Annotated in this window: 16 protein-coding genes; 15 read left to right on the top strand and 1 reads right to left on the bottom strand. The window is 66.5% G+C overall.

From position 1 onward, the window contains the following. The first annotated feature begins 204 nt into the window (after positions 1 to 204). From C3Y92_RS13410 to C3Y92_RS13390, 5 genes are all read left to right on the top strand, one after another. A complete protein-coding gene (locus C3Y92_RS13410; RefSeq protein WP_129353320.1) occupies positions 205 to 765 on the top strand; it encodes a GAF domain-containing protein in 561 nt (186 codons plus the stop codon). 12 nt (positions 766 to 777) lie between these two features. Then, positions 778 to 1794 carry a type I glyceraldehyde-3-phosphate dehydrogenase gene (gene gap, locus C3Y92_RS13405; RefSeq protein ID WP_129353318.1) on the top strand — a complete coding sequence of 339 codons (1017 nt, stop codon included), beginning with the start codon at positions 778 to 780 and terminating at the stop codon, positions 1792 to 1794. Between the two features lie 302 nt (positions 1795 to 2096). Next, positions 2097 to 4001: a heavy metal translocating P-type ATPase gene (locus tag C3Y92_RS13400; RefSeq protein WP_129353316.1), complete on the top strand. Its 1905-nt coding sequence runs from the start codon at positions 2097 to 2099 to the stop codon at positions 3999 to 4001. A 3-nt stretch (positions 4002 to 4004) separates the two neighbouring features. Continuing rightward, a complete protein-coding gene (locus C3Y92_RS13395) occupies positions 4005 to 4418 on the top strand; it encodes a MarR family winged helix-turn-helix transcriptional regulator (RefSeq protein WP_129353314.1) in 414 nt (137 codons plus the stop codon). 95 nt (positions 4419 to 4513) lie between these two features. Next, positions 4514 to 6178, top strand: coding sequence for a PAS domain-containing sensor histidine kinase (locus C3Y92_RS13390; protein WP_129353312.1), 1665 nt, complete (start codon positions 4514 to 4516; stop codon positions 6176 to 6178). On the opposite strand, the gene C3Y92_RS13385 is transcribed toward C3Y92_RS13390, so the two are convergent. Further along, a complete protein-coding gene (locus C3Y92_RS13385) occupies positions 6145 to 7080 on the bottom strand; it encodes a hypothetical protein (protein WP_129353310.1) in 936 nt (311 codons plus the stop codon). The genes C3Y92_RS13390 and C3Y92_RS13385 overlap by 34 nt on opposite strands. Positions 7081 to 7250: 170 nt before the next feature. Between C3Y92_RS13385 and C3Y92_RS13380 the strand changes: the two genes are divergently transcribed. From C3Y92_RS13380 to C3Y92_RS13335, 10 genes are all read left to right on the top strand, one after another. Beyond that, positions 7251 to 8714 carry a circularly permuted type 2 ATP-grasp protein gene (locus C3Y92_RS13380; RefSeq protein WP_129353308.1) on the top strand — a complete coding sequence of 488 codons (1464 nt, stop codon included), beginning with the start codon at positions 7251 to 7253 and terminating at the stop codon, positions 8712 to 8714. A 30-nt stretch (positions 8715 to 8744) separates the two neighbouring features. Next, entirely contained in the window at positions 8745 to 9719 is a 975-nt protein-coding gene (locus C3Y92_RS13375; RefSeq protein WP_129353306.1) for an alpha-E domain-containing protein, read from the top strand. Positions 9720 to 9732: 13 nt separating this feature from the next. Then, on the top strand, positions 9733 to 10497 hold the full coding sequence (locus C3Y92_RS13370) for a peptidase (protein ID WP_129353304.1): 765 nt from the start codon (positions 9733 to 9735) through the stop codon (positions 10495 to 10497). A gap of 4 nt (positions 10498 to 10501) precedes the next feature. Continuing rightward, positions 10502 to 11359 (top strand): transglutaminase family protein, encoded by an 858-nt coding sequence (locus tag C3Y92_RS13365; RefSeq protein ID WP_129353302.1) that lies wholly within the window; start codon positions 10502 to 10504, stop codon positions 11357 to 11359. A 70-nt stretch (positions 11360 to 11429) separates the two neighbouring features. Continuing rightward, positions 11430 to 14612, top strand: coding sequence for a transporter substrate-binding domain-containing protein (locus C3Y92_RS13360; RefSeq protein WP_235669489.1), 3183 nt, complete (start codon positions 11430 to 11432; stop codon positions 14610 to 14612). A gap of 15 nt (positions 14613 to 14627) precedes the next feature. Continuing rightward, on the top strand, positions 14628 to 15149 hold the full coding sequence (locus tag C3Y92_RS13355) for a chemotaxis protein CheX (protein WP_129353298.1): 522 nt from the start codon (positions 14628 to 14630) through the stop codon (positions 15147 to 15149). A gap of 3 nt (positions 15150 to 15152) precedes the next feature. Further along, positions 15153 to 15527 (top strand): response regulator, encoded by a 375-nt coding sequence (locus C3Y92_RS13350; protein WP_129353296.1) that lies wholly within the window; start codon positions 15153 to 15155, stop codon positions 15525 to 15527. Positions 15528 to 15541: 14 nt separating this feature from the next. Continuing rightward, on the top strand, positions 15542 to 16678 hold the full coding sequence (locus C3Y92_RS13345) for a sensor histidine kinase (protein WP_235669488.1): 1137 nt from the start codon (positions 15542 to 15544) through the stop codon (positions 16676 to 16678). After that, positions 16678 to 17577: a GGDEF domain-containing protein gene (locus C3Y92_RS13340; protein WP_129355887.1), complete on the top strand. Its 900-nt coding sequence runs from the start codon at positions 16678 to 16680 to the stop codon at positions 17575 to 17577. Before C3Y92_RS13345 ends, C3Y92_RS13340 begins: the two co-directional genes overlap by 1 nt. Before the next feature lie 311 nt (positions 17578 to 17888). Next, a complete protein-coding gene (locus C3Y92_RS13335; protein WP_129353294.1) occupies positions 17889 to 18443 on the top strand; it encodes an acetate uptake transporter in 555 nt (184 codons plus the stop codon). The last annotated feature ends 91 nt before the right edge of the window (positions 18444 to 18534 follow it).

Raw genomic sequence — 18534 nt, 5'->3', positions numbered from 1 at the left:
CCGTGACCGCGACGGGAAGACGGGCCGGCGCGGGCTGCTTGCGGTCAGGCCGACCGGTATCATGAAAACCTTTTCCTTTTTATTTGAATTCCGTATGCTGCCGCACAGTCGTCATCCGGTCTTCGCAATGGGCCGGCATGGATACGAGACCCGGCTGGCGGATCGTCCGCCGCCGCCCCAACCACCCCCTTGCGGGAGGGAGTCATGAGCGAACAGGAATGTGCCTATTATCGCAGCCTCTATGAAGTGGTCATGTGCATCAATTCGAGCCTGGAGCCGGCCACCGTGCTCCACGCCATCGCCGAGCAAGGGGCCAAGGCCGTCAACGCCAAGGCCTGCTCCATCCGCCTGCTGGACCGCCAGGGCAAGACCCTGCTGGCCGGCACCTCCCATGGCCTGAGCAAAGGCTATCTGCGCAAGGGCACCGTCGAGGTGGCCAAAAGCCGCATCGACCAGGAAACCCTGTCCGGCAAGGTCGTGCAGATCAAAGACGCCGGCTCCGATCCCATGTTCCAGTACCCCGAGGCCGCGCGCGAGGAAGGCATCGCCTCGGTCATGGCCTTGCCGCTGACCGTGGACGGCCGCCATATCGGCGTCATGCGCCTGTACTGCTCCAACATCCGCGAGTTCTCCCAAAGCGAGATCAATTTTGCCACGGCCATCGCCAACCTTTCGGCCATGGCCATCGAGAACGCCCGGCTGCATCAGGCCCTTCGCACCGATTACGAACTGCTGACCGCCTACGAATACACCATGCACGAGTAGAGGAAACGGCATATGCAAAAGCTTCGCATCGCCATCAACGGCTTCGGCCGCATCGGCCGGCAAGTCCTCAAAGCCATTCTGGAACGCCACGCCGAGGCCATGGACGTGGTCGCCATCAACGACCTGTTCGACGTGGCCACCAACGCCCATCTGCTGTCCTACGACACCAACTACGGCAAGCTGCCCGTGGCCGCCCGGGTCGAAGGCGACGTCATGGTGGTCGGCGATTGGCACATCCGCAACTTCGCCGAACGCGACCCCAAGGGCCTGCCCTGGGGCGAACTCGGCGTGGACGTGGTCATCGAATCCACCGGTATTTTCCGCACCGGCCCCAAGTGCCAGGCCCACATCGACGCCGGCGCCAAAAAGGTCATCATCACCTCGCCGGCCAAGGAAGAGGACCTGACCATCGTCCTTGGCGTCAACGACGACAAGTACGACCCGGCCGCCCACCACATTATTTCCAACGCCTCCTGCACCACCAACTGCCTGGCTCCGGTGGCCAAGGTGGTCTACGAGCACTTCGGCATCGTCAAGGGCGTGATGACCACCATCCACGCCTACACCAACGACCAGCGCATCCTGGATCTGCCGCATAAGGACCTGCGCCGGGCCCGGGCCGCCGCCTGCAACATGATCCCGACCTCCACCGGCGCGGCCCAGGCCGTGGCCCTGGTCATCCCGGACCTCAAGGGCAAATTCTCGGGGCTGTCCGTGCGCGTGCCGACCCCCACCGTCTCCCTGGTCGATTTCGTGGTGCAGCTTGATAAAGCCACCACCACCGACGACCTGCGCGCGGCCCTCAAGACCGCCGCCGACGGGCCGCTGGCCGGCATTCTCGGCTTCTCCGAACTGCCGCTGGTGTCCTCGGACTTCAAGGCCGATTCCCGTTCCTCCATCGTGGACGGCGAATACACCTTCGTCCAGGGCGGCGACATGGCCAAGATCCTGGCCTGGTACGACAACGAATGGGGCTATTCCTGCCGGGTGTCCGACCTGGTCGCCTTCATGGCCGAAAAGGGCTTGTAATACCTGACGCTTGTCCAAGAAAAAGGCGGGGAGGGCGACCTCTTCGCCTTTTTGTCTTTCAAGATGTTTGACAATCAAGATTTCATGCAATAGAGATACACCGTCGTCAAGGCAACGGCGTTGCCTGGAACCGGAACCAGGGCCGTCCGGCCCAGCGCTTTCCGGCTCGCACACGACCCACCCGGCGGCCCGAAAGACCCCCTTTACCCCTTTTCCCATTGGGGGGTCCGGGGGCCTCAGGCCCCCGGCCGCCGGAGGCACTCTTCGTCTTCCATTATCTAGCCCACAAATGAGGTGTACCCATGATCGGACGATTTTCAAACTTAGGCGACTACCGGGGGCTTTTCTCCTTCAAGGATTTCGCCGTGTGCCTGGGCGGCGGGGCGTTGGCCCTGGTAGCCTGGATACTGGGCGAGAACGGCTGGGGCTTTTGGGCCGGGGCCTTTGCCCTGACGGCGGTGGCCATAAACGGCGCGCCCATTGTGGTCGAGGCGGCCAAGGGCGTCATGGAGCGCCGGGTCAACGTCGACGAGCTGGTGAGCATCGCCATCGTCGCTTCCCTTTTGCAGGGGGAACTGCTCACCGCCGCCGTGGTGAGCTTCATCATGACTCTGGGGGCGCTGGTGGAGGAAGCGGTGAGCGACGGGGCCAGGCGCTCCATCGAGGCTCTGGCCAAGCTGGCCCCGGAAGAGGCGACCGTGGTCGGGCCGGACGGGGCCGAGCGGGTCGTGCCCGTGGCTGAGGTCCGGGCCGGCGATGTCGTCATGGTGCGCCCGGGCGAGCGCATCCCGGTGGACGCGGTCATTGAGGCCGGGACAACCGCCGTGGACGAGTCGGCCCTGACCGGCGAATCGCTGCCGCGCGAGCGCGCCCCTGGCGACACAATCCTGGCCGGCACGCTCAATTACACCGGCCGGGTGACGGCCCGGGCCACCAAGGTCGGCGAGGATTCGACCTTCGGCAAGGTGGTGAAGCTCGTGGTCGCGGCCGAGGCCGGCAAGCCCCGGGCCGGGCGCATCGTCGACAACTACGCCAAATATTTCACGCCCCTGGTTCTGGCCTGCGCCGCCTTGGCCTGGATGTTTAGCGGCGACGCCGATCGGGCCGTGGCCGTGCTGGTGGCCGGCTGCCCCTGCGCGCTGCTCATGGCCGCGCCCACGGCCACGGTGGCGGCCATCGGCCGGGCGGCCAAGCGGGGCATCCTTATAAAGGGCGGCCAGTACCTGGAAGAGGCGGGCCGGGCCGAGGTGGCCCTTTTTGACAAGACCGGCACCCTGACCCTGGGCCGGCCCGTGGTCGAGGCCGTGATCCCGGCTGATGGAGTGGGCGAGGCCGAGGTCCTGGGCTGCACCGCCTGCCTGGAGCGGCATTGCAACCATCCGCTGGCTACGGCCGTGCTGGACGCCGCCAGGGCGGCCGGCGTCGAGGCGCGTCTGGCCGATTCCCTGACCGCCGAGGCAGGGCTGGGGCTTCGGGGGGAACTGGATGGCGAGGTGGTGGAAGTGGGCAGCCCGGAGATGATGGGCGGGGCCGCGGCCTTGCCGCCGCGTCTGGCCGATTGCCTGAAGGCGATGTACGCCCGGGGGGCCACGGGGCTGGTGGTGCGAAAGGGCGGGGCGGTCATGGGCCTGCTCGCCGTGTCCGATACCGTCAAGGACGAGGCGGCCGCCGCCGTGGCCGGCCTGCGCGGCCTGGGGCTTGCCACCGTGGGCATTTTGTCCGGCGACCACGACAAGGCGGTGGCGACCCTGGCCGGCCGGATCGGGGTGTCCGACGTCTGGTCCGGGCTCAAACCCCAAGACAAGCTCGCCATCCTGGCCGACTTCCAGAAAAAGGGCCGGCGGGTGCTTTTCGTCGGCGACGGCGTCAACGACGCCCCGGCCCTGGCGAGAGCCAACGTGGGCGTGGCCATGGGCGCGGTCGGCTCGGACGTGGCCCTGGAGACCGCCGACATCGCCTTGGCCAACGACGACCTTGGCCGGTTGCCGTTTTTGGTCTATCTTGGCCGGCGCATGACCAAAATGATTGCCGTCAACATCGGGCTGGGGCTTTTTTTCAACTCCGTGGCCATCCTCGGCAGCGGTTACGGCTTGCTCTCGCCGGTGGCGGCGGCGCTTTTCCACAACATCGGCTCCATCGTGGTGGTCCTGTCCTCGGCCAGCCTGGCGTTTACCGCCGAGCCGGCCATGGTCGCCGCCAAACGGTAAGGCATGGAAAACGAACAGCTCACCCGCCTGCTTATTGAATTCTACGAGAAGTTTTCCTCGTGGGAGCACGGCGTGGTCAAGGAGTCGGGGCTGTCGCTGCCCCAGATGCATACCCTTGAGATTCTCGGGGCCGACGGCGACCTGCGCATGACGGAGCTGGCCGCCAAGATGGGCATCACCACCGGGTCGCTGACCGTGCTGGTGGACCGGCTGGAGCGGGGCGGGTTCGTGGCCCGAAAACCCCACGAGACCGACCGCCGTTCCATCCGGGTGGGGCTGACCCCCGAGGGCGAGCGGCTTTTCGCCGAACACCACAAGCTCCACGCCCAGCTCACCCAGGAGATCCTGTGCGCCCTGTCCCCGGAGGAGGCCGGCCCCTTCGCGACCATGCTGGCCAAGATCACCGCCTGCTTTTAAGGCGTCCGGCCGCCGCCAGGGGCGGCCGGACGTTTTTTGCGTTCTGTCCTTTGTGTCGCTTGTGATTTTGCAAGGCCTGGTGCTAGTGTCTGGTCATGGAAAATCCCCGGGGACCGGCGACGCCGAGCCAGGACGGCCTGGAGGACGGGGCGGCGCTGCTTGAAGCCGTGCCCGACCGCGAGGCGCTCCTTGACGTGACGGCGCGAATCGTGCGCCGTGTCACGGGCTGCGACGCCGTGGGCATCCGCCTGCGCCAGGGCGACGACTATCCCTATTTCGTAGCTGACGGATTTGCCGCCGGTTTCGTCGCTTCCGAGACGTCGCTGTGCGCCAAGTTCGGGGAAGCCGCCGTTGATCCAGCCGCCCGGCCCGTGCTTGAATGCATGTGCGGCGCGGTTATTCAAGGCCGCGTCGATCCCCGCCAGCCCTGGTTCACGGCCTTTGGCAGTTTTTTCACCGGCTCCACCACAAGGCTTCTGGCCCAGGCCGGTTCCCTGCCGCCCGGGACCCGCAACCGCTGCAACGCCGCCGGCTACGAGACCGTGGTCCTTGTTCCGCTTCGCGCCGCCGACACCACCCATGGGCTGCTTCAGGTGGGCGACCGCCGGCCCGATCTTTTGGACGCCCCGGCCGTGGCCCGGCTGGAGCGCCTGGCCACGGGGCTGGCCATCCTGCTCTCGCGCCAGGAGATGGCCGCTGCCCTGGCCGACTCCGAAGCCCGGCATCGGGCCATGTTTTTTTCCAACATCGCCATCAAACTGCTGATTGATCCGGCCACGGGCCGCATCGTGGACGCCAATCCGGCCGCCTGCCGGTTTTACGGCTATTCCCTGGAGGAGATCCAGCGCCTGTCCATCTGGGACATCAACGCGGCCGGCGAGGAGGCGACGCGCCGGGACATGGCCCTGACCGGCGACGCCGAACGGCGGTTTTTCCGTTTCCGGCACAGGCTGGCCGGCGGCGAGGTGCGCGAGGTGGAGGTCTATACCGGGCCGGTGGAGTATCTGGGGCGCAAGCTGCTTTTCTCCATCATCCACGACGTTACCGAACGGGTGCGGGCCGAGGAGGCCCGGGACCGGGTGGAACAGATGCTGCGCCACGACCTGCGCTCGCCCCTGGCCGGCATCGCCGGACTGGCCGGGCATTTGGCCGAAGGGGAGCTCACCGACAAACAGCGGGAAATCGCCGTCGTCATCCGGGAAACGGCCGCCGGCCTGGGCGACATGGTGTCCCGCAACCTCGATCTGTGCCGCATCGAACAGGGACGCTACGAACTGCGGCCCCAGCCCGTGGCCCTTGCCGCCCTGCTGCGCCGCCAGGCTTCCCTGGCCGCCCCCCTGGCCCGGCGGCGGCAGGCCGAACTGGCCTTTGGTCCGGGCTTCCGGGAGGACGACGACGGCCCCCTGGCCGCCGGCGAGGAAGGGCTTTTAGCCACGGCTTTTTCCAATCTTGTCACCAACGCCCTGGAAGCCGCCCCCCCGGGCACGGCCGTTACCCTGTCCCTGGCCGTGGAGGACGAGGCGGCCGTGGCCGGCGTCCACAACCACGGGGTCATTCCCGCCGGCATTCGCGGGCGTTTCGCCGCCAAGTACGCCACCAGCGGCAAACCCGGCGGCACCGGCCTTGGGGCCTACATCGCCCGCACCATCGCCCGGCTGCACGGCGGCGAACTGCACTGGGAGACCGACGAGACTGCCGGCACCCATATCCGGGTGCGCCTGCCCCTTTACCGCGAGCCTTCCGGCTCTCCGGACGCCTGATCGTCCAGGGCGGCGAACACCTCCTCCATCTCTGCAAACGCGCCCAGGTCCTGGCAGCTCGGCCCGGTCTCGGGGGCGGGTCGGCCCGTGACGGCCAGGATGGCCGCCTCGGCCAGGGCCAGTTCCTCGGCGATGTCCGGGGCGTGGAGATAGGGCAGACGGTTGCCGGCCATGATGAGCGTTTCGAAATTGCTCTTGGCCAGGGCCTCTTCTTGCAGCCTGGCCCGGCGCAGTTGGGCGACAAGCTTAGCTTGGCGGGCCATGAGCGCCGGCAAGGGCAGGGCGCTCTCCGGCAGATCGGCCAGCAAGCGCAGGACAAATCGCGCTACCGCCGAGGCCTTTTCCGGGTCCGGGCGCACGGCCGGCAGGCGTTTTAGGCAATTGATGAAAAAGGCCAAGGCCCCCCGGGTCCAGACCGGCCCGATCTGGCGGGCGTCGGCGGCCAGACACCGGCCCAGGCCGGGGTAGGCGGCCTGGGCGGCCTGCCGGGCCGCCGCCGGCAGGCTGCGCTGGGGGGCCAGCCGGGCCACGAGCCGGGCCGCTTGATCGGCCTCCAGCACCGGCAGGGGCACGATTTCGCCGTCCGGGAGCAGGGCGGTCGGGCGCGGCCCAAGCCCGGCCAGGGCCTCGGCCAGGGCCGGCAGGTCTGCCGGTCCGAGGGCGGCCCGGGCCATGGCCTCTTCCAGCTCCAGGGCGGTGGCCCGGCCCGGGAACAGGAGCAATTCCAACAGCGGCGCGGCCTGCGGATCGTCCTCGTCGGCGGCCAGGGCGGCGATGGCGGCCGGGGACAGCTGGCCGTGGGTGGAGCGGATGCAGTGCAGGGCGGCTTCGTCCTGGGGAAGACCCCTTTCAAGGATGTCGGCAATGGCCTGGGCAAGCTGGGCGATGGCGTGGGAAGGCATGTTTTTTCCTGTCTTGCCTGTTGCGACGCAGAAGGGCGATTGACAGGCGGTATGGAATATTATTAACAAATTCCGTAATTGGAACGCTCAAATCCGTGGCGGGCCAAGGCGGAAAGACCCCGACCGACACCCGTGTTACCCGGCCGCCGAAGCGGCGACAAGGCTTGCCCATGCCACCGAAGATGAACTTCGACAGCTACGACGTCGGCCCCTTTTTCGACGAGATGTTCACCCCCGACGGCCAGCCCCGCCCCGGCTGCCGGATGCTGCACGACAAGATCGCCTCCCTGCCGGCCGGCGAGATCCTGGCCAGGCAGGCCGCCGCCGAGCAGGCCTTCTACGACATGGGCATTACCTTCACCGTTTACGGCCACGAGGAGGGGACCGAGAAGATCTTCCCCTTCGACATCATCCCCCGCATCATCGAGGCGGCCGAGTGGGACGCCCTGGAGCGCGGGCTCATCCAGCGCATCCGGGCGCTGAACCTGTTTATCGACGACGTCTACCACAAGGGCCGCATCATGGCCGACGGCGTGGTGCCCCGGGCCGTGGTGGAGTCGTCTTCGGGCTATTTCAAGGAGTGCCAGGGGCTTAACCCGCCGCATGGAGTGTGGTGCCACATCACCGGCTCGGACCTCATCCGCGACGAGGCCGGCCGGTTCATGGTCCTCGAAGACAACCTGCGCTGCCCGTCGGGGGTGTCCTACGTCCTGGCCAACCGGCGCATTTTAAAGCGCACCTTCCCCCAGGTCTTCGAGGCCATCGACATCCGGCCCGTGGACGACTACGCGCCGCTTTTGCTCGACATGCTCCACGCCATCGCGCCCCAGGCGGCCAACCGCCCCACGGCCGCGCTTTTAACGCCCGGCGTCTACAACTCGGCCTATTTCGAGCACACCTTCCTGGCCCAGCAGGCCGGCATCGAGCTGGTCGAGGGCCGCGATCTGGTCGTGGCCGACGGCTACGTCCACATGCGCACCACCAAGGGCCTCAAGCGCGTGGACGTGCTCTACCGCCGGGTGGGCGAGGATTTCCTCGATCCGCAGGTGTTCCGGCCCGACTCGCTTCTTGGCGTGCCCGGCATCATGGACGTCTACAAGGCCGGCCGGGTGGCCATGGCCAACGCCCCGGGCACGGGCGTGGCTGATGACAAGGTGGTTTATGCCTACGTACCGCGCATGATCCGCTACTACCTGGGCGAGGAGCCGCTTATCGACAACGTCGAGACGTTTTTGTGCTGGGAGGACAAGGCCAGAAAGCACGTGCTGGCTAACCTCGACACGATGGTGGTCAAGGCGGCGGCGGAATCCGGCGGCTACGGCATGCTGGTCGGGCCGGCGGCCACCCCCGAGGAGCGCGAGGCCTTTGCCGCCAAGATCGAGGCCGATCCGCGCAACTACATCGCCCAGCCCACCGTCAGCCTGTCGCGGGCCCCGGTCATCGTGGACGACCACTTCGAGGGCCGCCACGTCGATCTGCGGCCCTACATCCTCTACGGCGACGACATCCGGGTCATCCCCGGCGGCCTGACCCGGGTGGCGCTGCGGCGCGGGTCGCTGGTGGTCAATTCCTCCCAGGGCGGCGGCAGCAAGGACACCTGGGTGCTGGGTCCGGGCGCTGCGGCCAGAGGGTAGTTGTATGGCTATAATTTCAAGGAGCGCCGCATGTTAAGCCGCGTGGCCGACGCCATTTACTGGATGAGCCGCTATTTGGAGCGGGCCGAGAACATCGCCCGGTTCCTCGACGTCAACTGGCACCTCACCCTGGACACCCCGGGCGGGCGCGGCGAGCAGTGGATGCCGCTGGTCTCGGCCATGGGCGACTTTGACCTGTTCGCCGCTCGGGGACTGCCCGAGGACCGCGAAACCATCATCCGCTTCCTGGCCTTCGATCCGGAGTACTCCAACTCCATCGTGAGCTGCCTGGGCCGGGCCCGGGACAACGCCCGCACCATCCGCGAGATCATCCCCACCGAGATGTGGGAGCAGATCAACACGTTTTACCATCTCGTGCGCGAGGCGGCCAAGGGCTGCGACGCCGTGCTCAACAACCCCTACCACTTCTGCGACGAGGTCAAGCGCCGCGACCTGACGATAAGCGGCATCGCCGGCGACGCCATGAGCCACGACGAGGCCTGGGACTTTTTCCGCCTGGGCCGTCTGCTCGAGCGCGCCGACAAGACCTCGCGTATCCTCGACGTCAAATACTTCATCCTGCTGCCGCACCCCACCGACGTCGGCTCCAACCTCGACTACGTGCAGTGGGCAGCGCTTTTAAAGGCCATCAGCGCTCTGGAAGCCTACCGCCGCCGCCATGGGCGCATCCAGCCCGAGCGCATCGTGGAATTTTTGCTCCTGGACCACGACTTTCCCCGTTCGGTCCTGTGGTCGCTGATACGAGCCCAGCAGTGCCTGCACGCCATCACCGGCACGCCCATGGGTTATTTCGCCAACCCGGCCGAAAAACGCATCGGCCAGCTGTGCGGCGACCTGGCCTATATGAGCGTGGAAGACGTCGTGGCCAAGGGCTTGCATGAGTTCACCGACAACCTGCAAACCCGCATGAACCGTGTGGACGAGGCGGTTTTCGCCACCTTCTTCTCCACGTTTCCGGCTATTGACGGGGCCAGCCAACAGTGACAAAGGGACGGCCATGACATTTTGCCTCGGCATCACCGTGGAGGAAGGCTTGGTCGGCATCGCCGACACCCGCATCACCTCCGGCAACGAGCTGACCAGCGCTCATAAGGTCACCACCTATCAGAACGGGCAGGGGGCCTTTTTCCTCATGACCTCGGGGCTTCGCTCGGTGCGCGACAAGACCCTCACCTATTTTGAAGAGGCCATGGAGACCTGCGCCAAGCCTTTCGACAAGCTCTACAAGGTCGTCAACGCCTTTGCCGCCGAACTGCGCAAGGTCGCCGTCGAGGACAAGGCCTTTCTGGCCGAGTCGGGTCTGGGGTTCAATCTCCATGTGCTCCTTGGCGGCCAGATGACCAATGATTCCAACCACAAGCTCTACCTCATCTATCCCGAGGGCAACTGGGTGGAGGTGAGCCAAGGCACACCCTACCACATCATTGGCGAGGGCGGCTACGGCAAGCCCGTCCTCGACCGCACGCTCAAATACTCCGATCCGCTGCGCATGGCCCTCAAGGTCGGCTGCCTGGCCTTTGACTCCACCCGCATCAGCGCCTCGGACGTGGACTTTCCCATCGATGTGGTGCTCTACCACAAAAGCGGCCTGGAGCTGGTCCAGCACCGCTACGAAAAAGAAGACCTGGCCGACATCTCGGCCTGGTGGCAGGAGCACCTGCGGGGTCTGGTCCACGATCTGCCCTCGGAGTGGATCGACACCGTGGCTTCCAAGCTCAAAAAGGTGTGCGGGAAGTCCGGCTGCCTGACCGAACCGGCCTGATCCCGTGCGTTGCCGCATCGTCCACCGCACCCGTTACGACTACGGGCGCGAGGTCTTTTTGGAACCGCATCTGCTGCGCCTCGTGCCCCGGGGCGACGCCGCCCAGCGGCTGCTGGCCTTTTCCGTCGCCATTGAGCCCGAACCGGCCGGCCGGACCCTTGTCACCGACGCCTGGGGCAACACCGTCCTGTCGGTCTGGTTTTCCGGCCTCACCGACCATCTGACCGTGGCCACCGAGACGACGGTGGCGACCCTTCGCGACAACCCCTTCGACTATCTCATCGAAACGCCCCGGGCCGTGCTGCCCGTGCCCCTTGCGCCGGGAGAGGCCTGGCTGGCCGGAGACTGCCTGGCGCCGGTGGCCGGGGCCTCCTCCCGGACAGCCGAACTGGCCGAGGCCATCCTTGCCGACGGCGCGACCACGCCCCAGACCTTCGCCATGGAGCTGCTTGGCCGGATGCACGCCCGGCTGGCCACCTCCGCCCGCCTGGAGCCAGGCCTCATGGCTCCGGACACGGTCCTGGCCAGGAGAAAAGGGGCCTGCCGCGATCTGGCCCAGGTCTTCATCGCCGCCTGCCGCCAGGTCGGCATCCCGGCCCGTTTCGTCAGCGGCTACCACGAAGGCGACCCGGACAGCGACGAGCGCGATCTGCACGCCTGGGCCGAGGCCTATCTGCCCGGCGGCGGCTGGCGCGGTTTCGATCCCTCCCTGGGCCTGGCCGTCACCGACCGCCACGTGGTCCTGGCCGCCGCCCCCCACCCCGACGACGCCGCGCCGGTCACCGGTTCCTTCCGGGGCGCCGCGGCCGCCGCGCGCCTGCGCCACACCATAGCCCTTGAGGTCTCGCCTGGGAGCGAATAGCCCGATTTTTGGGGTTGGGCTTCGAGACAGGCTGCGCTATGCTGCGGGCCGGATGAACAACGGGGTCTGCATGATGCGTTTTTTGCGTGCGTCCTTTGTCTGGCGGCTTGCGGCCGTCCTTGTCGCACTTGGTGTTTTCGGGGGAGCGGGTGCTTGGGCTGCGGCCCTGGACCTGACGGCCGAGGAAAAAGCCTTCATCGAGGCCCATCCCGTGGTCACGGTCAGCGACGTGGACTGGCCGCCGCTGTCCATCGTGGCCGACGGCCGGCAGCAGGGCCTTTTTCACGACTATTACGCCCTTATCGCCCAGCGCACGGGCCTGGCCTTCCGGTTCCAGACCTTGGGTGACGGGCTGGATTTTCAGCTCGTTCTTGATGCCCTGCGCGACAAACGCATCGATCTGGTGGACGGCACCGGCAAGACCGCCGACCGCGCCACCTACGCGCTTTTCGCCGGCCCTTACTGGCAGTTCCCCCTGGCCGTGGCCGCCCGGGACGACGCCGCGGCCTGGTCCCTGGAGACCCTGGCCGGCAAGCGCGTGGCCGTGGCCCGAGGCTCCACGGCCGAGGAATACCTGCGCGAGAAGGCCCCGGGCCTGGAACTCGTCGAGACCGCCGATCCCTATGCGGCCCTGTCGCTGGTGGCCACCCACAAGGCCGACGCCGCCGTGGAGAACATGGCCGTGGCTTCCTACGCCATCCGCAAATCGGGACTGGCCAACGTCAAGATTTCCGGACTGTTGGACTATCAGTTCAAGATCTATTCCCTGGTGCGCAACGACTGGCCGCTGCTGGCGTCCATTTTGCAAAAAGCCCATGAATCGGTGACGGAATCGGAAAAGGCCGCGCTGCTCTCCCGCTGGCTGCCGCTGTACAAGGCCGGGGCCCAGTCCGGAGAAAACGTCGCCGAGGTCATGGGCAAGCCGGCTGACACGCACACGGGACTGACCTTCACGGATCGGGAGAAGGACTATCTGGCCCGCAAGAAAGCCCTGTCGTTTTGCGTGGACCCGGATTGGGCCCCCATTGAGCGCATCGACGAAAACGGCCGCCATGTCGGCATCGCCGCCGATCTGCTGGGCGTCATGAGCGAGCGCCTGGGCGTGCCCGTGGTCCTGGTGCCCACCAGCTCCTGGAGCCAGAGCCTGTCCGCCGTGCGTGAGCATCGCTGCGATTTCCTGCCGGCCGCCGGCGACACCAAGCAGCGGCGGCGGTTTCTCCATTTCACCACGCCCTACCTGCGTTTCCCCATGGTGGTGGCCACCCTGGCCAAAACGCCCTTCATCGACGATCCGGCCGGGCTGTCCGGCAAGGACCTGGGCGTGGTCAACGGCTACTCCAGCCTGGACATCCTGCGTTCCAAATACCCGGAAATGCGGCTGGTCGAGGTGCCAAGCGTCACCGAGGGCCTGCGGCTGGTCGCCGACGGCAAGCTCTACGGCTACATCGACACCGTGCCGGCCATCAGCCAGGCCATCGCCAAGGACCATTTCAGCGACCTCAAGATCGCCGGCCGCCTCGACGCCCAGCTCGACCTGGCCGTGGCCAGCCGCGACGACGAACCGGAGCTGGCTTCGCTGTTCCAAAAGGCCGTCAACACCCTGACCAAGGCCGAGACCGAGGCGGTCATCAAGAAATGGGTGGCCGTCACCTTCGAGGAAAGCTTCGATTATACCCGGTTCTGGAAGGCCCTGGCCATCGCCGCCGCCGTCCTGGCCGTCATCGTCTGGTGGAACCGCAAGCTTGCCCGGCTCAACCGGGCCATCCGCCAGGCCCACGAGGACCTCGACGCCGCCAACCGCGACATGGCCGCGCTGCTGGACAACGCCGGCCAGGGGTTCTTGTCGGTGGACCGCGACGGCTTGGTCGGGCCGCGGTGCAGCCAGGAATGCCGCGCCATTTTCGGCGGCGAAATCGAGGGCCGAAACGTCGCCGAGCTGCTTTTCCCGGATGACCCGGCCGCCAGGGAGGCCTTGACCATCAACATCCGGCGGGTGGCCGACGAGGCCGACGCCTATCGCCGCGACCTCTATCTGTCGCTGATGCAAAAGGTTGCCCGGCTGGGCGGCCGGACCCTGCGTCTGGCCTATCGCGCCTTGGACGGGGGGCGGCTCATGTTCGTCATCACCGACGTCACCGACGAGGCGCGCCTCAAGGACGCCGTGGCCCGGGAGCGCAACCGCCTGGCCTGCGTGGTGGCGGCGGTGCGGGAGCAGCGCGACTTTTTCGCCGTCCTTGACAGCTTCGCCGGATTCCGGGAATCAGGTCAGGTCTTCGTTTCCGGCGCTGCCGACGGCCGGGCTGCCCTGGAGTCCGTTTATCGACAGGTGCACACCTTCAAGGGCTTGTTTTTGCAACTGGAATGCGCCCATGTCGCGGCCGCTCTGGATGCCGTGGAAACGCGTCTGGCCGGTCTGGCCCGAGAGGATGCCCCCCAGGCTTCGGCCGTGGCCGAGGCACTGGCCGATCCTGAGGTGGACGAGGCGCTTAACCGGGACATCGCCGTGGTGCGAAACGCGCTTGGCGAGGAATTTTTCGATCGCCGGGGCGAGATCTGTCTTGGCGCGGAGCTGGCCGAGGCCCTGGCCGAACTGGCCGACCGGCTGCTGACGCGCCTGGACGAAGTGCCCCTTGGCGAACGGGACCGCTCGGTGCTGGCCGCCGCCCGCACCCTGCGCCATGTGGACGTCAAAAAGCTTCTGGCCGCCTATCCGCGTCTGGCCGCCCGCCTGGCCGCCGGCCAGGGCAAGCTCCTGGCCCCCTTTGCCGTGGAAGGCCAGACCGTGGCCGTCGATCCCGACCGCCTGGGCGCCTTGGTCAAGGCCCTGGTCCACGCCTTTCGCAACGCCGTGGACCACGGCCTGGAAACACCGGCCGAGCGGGCCGAGGCCGGCAAGGACGAAGCCGGGTCCATCAGCTGCCGGGTCGCGGCCGACAACGGCCGGCTGGTCATCGAGGTGGCCGACGACGGCCGGGGCGTGGACGTGGAAGCCGTGCGTTCCCGGGCCTTCGAGGTCGGCCTGGCCGGGGCCGAGGAACTGGCTGCCATGGACGACGCCGCCGTGATCGAACTGCTTTTTCGCGACGGTTTTTCCTCGCGCCGTAGCGTCGGAGAACTCTCCGGGCGCGGCGTGGGACTGGCCGCCGTGCGGGCCGAAGCCCAGCGTCTGGGCGGGGCGGCCGTTTTGATCAGCCAATCCGGGCGCGGCTCGCGCCTTCGCGTCGAAGTACCCATTCTTGACGCCCAAGCCTGACATTCGGGAGACGTTATGACCGAACAACTGGATCTCAAAGCCTTCCTCGACGCCCTGGCCACGCGCACCCGGGCGTTTTTCGCCGAGGAACTGGACATAGCCGTCAAGGAACCCCTGTATCATTTCGACGACGTGCAAAAGCTCGACCTGCGCCATCTGACCGCCATTTTAAGCGCCACCGGGCAGCTCAAGCTCTATCTGGCCTACAGCTTCGACGCCGCCCTTATCGAGGCGGCCTTTGCCGCCTACACCGCCGACCTCGACATCGCCGAGGACGAACGCGACGACGCCATCCAGGAAACCGCCGGCGACATCATCAACATCATCGTGGGCAACGCCCTGGCCGACGTGGCCGCCACCGGCCGGGCCATCGCCCTGTCGCCGCCCATTATCCTCACCGAAGCCAAATCCGTGATGCGCCACCGCGGGGCCAAATTCGCCTCGGCCGAACTCGCCGCCTCCTCCGGCTCCCTGGCCATCCACCTCATCGGTCCGGGCGAACTCTTTGACGACGCCCTTGAATATGTGAAGGAGTAAGGCATGAGATCCCTGCGAATCCTGGTGGTGGACGACTCCGGCCTCACCGTGAAGAAAATGGCCAAGCTCCTGGAAGAACTCGGACATCAGGTCGTCGCCATGGCCTCCACCGGCCAACAGGCTGTGGACGTCTACGCCGAAGCCGCCCCCGACGTCACCACCATGGACATCACCATGCCCGACATGGACGGCATAGAGGCCACCCGTCGCATCCTGGCCGTGCATCCCGGGGCCTGCATCGTCATCGTCACCTCCCACGGCCAGGAGCAGATGGTCATGGACGCCATAGAAGCCGGAGCCAAGGGCTACATCTTAAAGCCCGTCAAACAGGAAAAACTGGCCGAGACCCTGGAAACCGTGGCGGCGAAATACTTGTGATGCAAAGCGGCTCCATGCTCGAAAGCGCGCTGTTAAAGACGCATTTCGACGTCATTCCCTTCGGCATCTACGTCGTGGACGTGGCCACCTACGAAGTGGTTTTCCTCAACCGCCACTCCCGGGAGAACCTCGGCCCGGCCGAGGGCGGCAAGTGCTACAAGGTGGTCTACGACAACGACGCCCCCTGCCTGCACTGCCGCATCCCGGAACTGCTAACTCCCGACGGCCTGCCCAACGGCCGCACCGCCGTCTACGACCTCTACAACGAACGCGACGAACGCTGGGCCCAGATCCAGGAAAAGGCCATGGGCTGGCCTGACGGCCGGGTGGTCAAGTACGCCATCGCCGTGGACATCTCCGAGCTCAAGGAGACCCAGAACCGGCTGGCCGAAGCGCACGCCGAGCTGGCCATCCGCAATAAGGACCTGGCCGGACAAAACACGCTGCTGCGCCAGAACATGGACCTGCGCGAACACGTGGACCGCATCGCCCGCCACGACCTCAAGGCGCCGTTGTCGGCGCTGATCGGCTTGCCCCAGGTGCTGCTGGAAAACTACGACCTGCCCCCCGAGGCGGCCCACATCGTGTCGCTCATGGAGCAGGCCGCCCATTCCATGCTCGACATGCTCAACCAGTCCCTGGTGCTCTATCGTCTGGAAACCGGCGATTTCGTGCTGTCCCCCCGGCCGGTGGATCTGGTCGATCTGGCCATGCGCACTTGTTCTCGGCTGTCTTCCATGCCCATGGCCCGGGGGCGAAAGCTTCATGCCGCCCTGGCTGGGGGCCCGGTTCCGGCCGGGGCCCGGGTGGAAGTTCCCGGCGACGACCTGCTCTTGGGGCCGATGCTCCAAAATCTTGTGGTCAATGGCCTTGAGGCTTCGCCCGAGGGCGGCGACGTGGAAGTGGATGTTGTCGTGGGAGAAGAGAACGTGGCCCTGGTGGTGCGCAACCAGGGAGAAGTGCCCGCCGCCATCCGTGACCGCATGTTTGACAAGTACGTCACCCTGGGCAAACGTTCCGGCACCGGCCTTGGGGCTTATTCCGCCGCCCTGGCCGCCAAGGCCCATGGCGGGACCATCGAACTCGACGCCGGCGTCCCGGGCCGCACCGCCGTGATCGTGACCCTGCCCCGCGGCGGAGCCGCCTTGTGATGATGGAAAACGCCCTGTTCGAGAGCCATTTCGATCTCATTCCCTTCGGCATCTACGTGGTGGACGCCGCCACCTACCGCATCGTCTACAGCAATCGGGCTTTTTACGAGCATTTCGGCCAACATGCCGACGAATTGTGCCACGAAGCCCTCTACGAGCGGGCCGAGCCCTGCCCCTGGTGCCGCCTGGGCGAACTGCTCACGCCTCAGGGGCTGCCAAACGGCGAGACCCGGGTCTTTGAGCACTTCAACGAGTCCGACGACCGCTGGTACCAGATGCAGGTCCGGGCCATGACCTGGCCCGACGGCCGGGTGGTGCGCTACGCCATCGGCGTTGATGTCTCCGAACTCAAAAACACCCAGAACCAGTTGGCTGAGGCCCATGCCCGGCTGGCGCTCACCAACATCGAACTGGCCCGCCTGTCCACCACCGATATGCTCACCGGACTGGCCAACCGCCAGCACACCGAGCAGCAGCTGCTGGCCGGCCTTGATGCGCTGTGCCGCCAGGGGCGTCGGCTGAGTCTTATCATGTTCGACATCGACCACTTCAAGGCCGTCAACGACCGGTATGGCCATCTGCGCGGCGACGATGTGCTGCGCGCCCTGGCCGATCTGCTGCGCCAGGCCGTGCCCGACGGGCTGGGGGTGGGGCGTTGGGGCGGTGAGGAATTCCTGATCTGCTGTCCCGGCCTGGGGCTGGCCGAGGCTTGCGTCCTGGCCGAGAAGCTGCGTCTGGACGTGGCCGGCCTTGATCTGGCGGAAGTGGGGCGTCTCACCTGCAGCTTCGGCGTGGCCCAAGCCCGGCCGGGAGAGTCGGCCGAGAGCCTGCTGGCCCGGGTCGACCACGCCCTGTACGCGGCCAAGGGCCTGGGCCGCGACCGGGTGGAAACGGGCTGAGCCCCAACGGTTGGCCGGTGGGACGTCCCGGGCAAAGGGGGCTGCCAACGGCGCCGCCGGCTGGTCCCTGGCTTGGACGCCGGCCTCGCGCCAAGCCCGGCGCGCCTGTCCCTTGCTCCGGCCTTGCAGCGGCCGACGCCAAGACCGGATGTCTGCCGACGTCGTCAAAAAAACGCCTGCAAGGCGTGGGGCCAAGACTCGTCTGACGTCTTTACCTGGCGTCCCAAAGTCTCTATTGCAGGGGACTTGCGGCTGAAGCGTCCCGCGGCGGGGTCGCCAAGCTTCACCCTCGACGCCACAGGAAGGCTATAATGGAAACGAAATTGGCCAATCCCGCCCCCCTGGGACTCATGGGCTTCGGCATGACCACCATCCTGCTCAACATCCACAACGCCGGGTGGTTTCCCGTGGGGTCCATGGTGCTGGCCATGGGCATCTTCTACGGCGGCGTGGCCCAGGTCATCGCCGGAATCATGGAATTTAAAAAGGGCAACACCTTTGGGCTGACGGCCTTTGCCAGCTACGGCCTGTTTTGGTTGACCCTGGCCGGGCTCATCCTGCTGCCCAAGATGGGGCTGGCCGACCCCACGCCCCATGCCTTCATGGGCTGGTATCTTTTTTTGTGGGGGCTTTTCACCTTGTTTATGTTCTTCGGAACCTTGCGCGGTTCGCTGGTTCTGCGGTTTATTTTCGGCTCGCTGACGGTGCTGTTTTTCCTACTGGCCTTGCGGGATTGGCTGGGGTCGGAAGCCATCGGCCGGCTGGCCGGCTACGAGGGCATCGTGTGCGGGGCCAGCGCCTGCTATCTGGCCATGGCCGAAGTATTGGAAGAACAGTACGGCCGTAAAATCCTGCCCGTGGGCTAGTGCCGCGTTCCTGAAAAATACGAGAGTTTTTTAAGAATACGTACTGGTTGCGGTCTGTTGTTCGCGCATTGTCCTGGAGGCTTTTCGGGGA

The organism is Solidesulfovibrio carbinolicus (genome assembly GCF_004135975.1).
GTDB classification, from domain to species: Bacteria; Desulfobacterota; Desulfovibrionia; order Desulfovibrionales; family Desulfovibrionaceae; genus Solidesulfovibrio; species Solidesulfovibrio carbinolicus.
The sequence above is the reverse complement of the archived record's forward strand: the minus strand, read 5'-3'. Positions and strand labels throughout refer to the sequence as shown.

What these genes read in the sequence shown, in the direction of transcription:
- C3Y92_RS13410 (WP_129353320.1), top strand. Translation starts at nt 205, where the DNA reads ATGAGCGAACAGGAATGTGCCTATTATCGCAGCCTCTATGAAGTGGTC.
- C3Y92_RS13335 (WP_129353294.1), top strand. Translation starts at nt 17,889, where the DNA reads ATGGAAACGAAATTGGCCAATCCCGCCCCCCTGGGACTCATGGGCTTC.
- C3Y92_RS13360 (WP_235669489.1), top strand. Translation starts at nt 11,430, where the DNA reads ATGATGCGTTTTTTGCGTGCGTCCTTTGTCTGGCGGCTTGCGGCCGTC.
- C3Y92_RS13385 (WP_129353310.1), bottom strand. Translation starts at nt 7,080, where the DNA reads ATGCCTTCCCACGCCATCGCCCAGCTTGCCCAGGCCATTGCCGACATC.
- C3Y92_RS13400 (WP_129353316.1), top strand. Translation starts at nt 2,097, where the DNA reads ATGATCGGACGATTTTCAAACTTAGGCGACTACCGGGGGCTTTTCTCC.
- C3Y92_RS13345 (WP_235669488.1), top strand. Translation starts at nt 15,542, where the DNA reads ATGCTCGAAAGCGCGCTGTTAAAGACGCATTTCGACGTCATTCCCTTC.
- C3Y92_RS13355 (WP_129353298.1), top strand. Translation starts at nt 14,628, where the DNA reads ATGACCGAACAACTGGATCTCAAAGCCTTCCTCGACGCCCTGGCCACG.
- gap (WP_129353318.1), top strand. Translation starts at nt 778, where the DNA reads ATGCAAAAGCTTCGCATCGCCATCAACGGCTTCGGCCGCATCGGCCGG.
- C3Y92_RS13390 (WP_129353312.1), top strand. Translation starts at nt 4,514, where the DNA reads ATGGAAAATCCCCGGGGACCGGCGACGCCGAGCCAGGACGGCCTGGAG.
- C3Y92_RS13370 (WP_129353304.1), top strand. Translation starts at nt 9,733, where the DNA reads ATGACATTTTGCCTCGGCATCACCGTGGAGGAAGGCTTGGTCGGCATC.
- C3Y92_RS13380 (WP_129353308.1), top strand. Translation starts at nt 7,251, where the DNA reads ATGCCACCGAAGATGAACTTCGACAGCTACGACGTCGGCCCCTTTTTC.
- C3Y92_RS13395 (WP_129353314.1), top strand. Translation starts at nt 4,005, where the DNA reads ATGGAAAACGAACAGCTCACCCGCCTGCTTATTGAATTCTACGAGAAG.
- C3Y92_RS13350 (WP_129353296.1), top strand. Translation starts at nt 15,153, where the DNA reads ATGAGATCCCTGCGAATCCTGGTGGTGGACGACTCCGGCCTCACCGTG.
- C3Y92_RS13340 (WP_129355887.1), top strand. Translation starts at nt 16,678, where the DNA reads ATGATGGAAAACGCCCTGTTCGAGAGCCATTTCGATCTCATTCCCTTC.
- C3Y92_RS13375 (WP_129353306.1), top strand. Translation starts at nt 8,745, where the DNA reads ATGTTAAGCCGCGTGGCCGACGCCATTTACTGGATGAGCCGCTATTTG.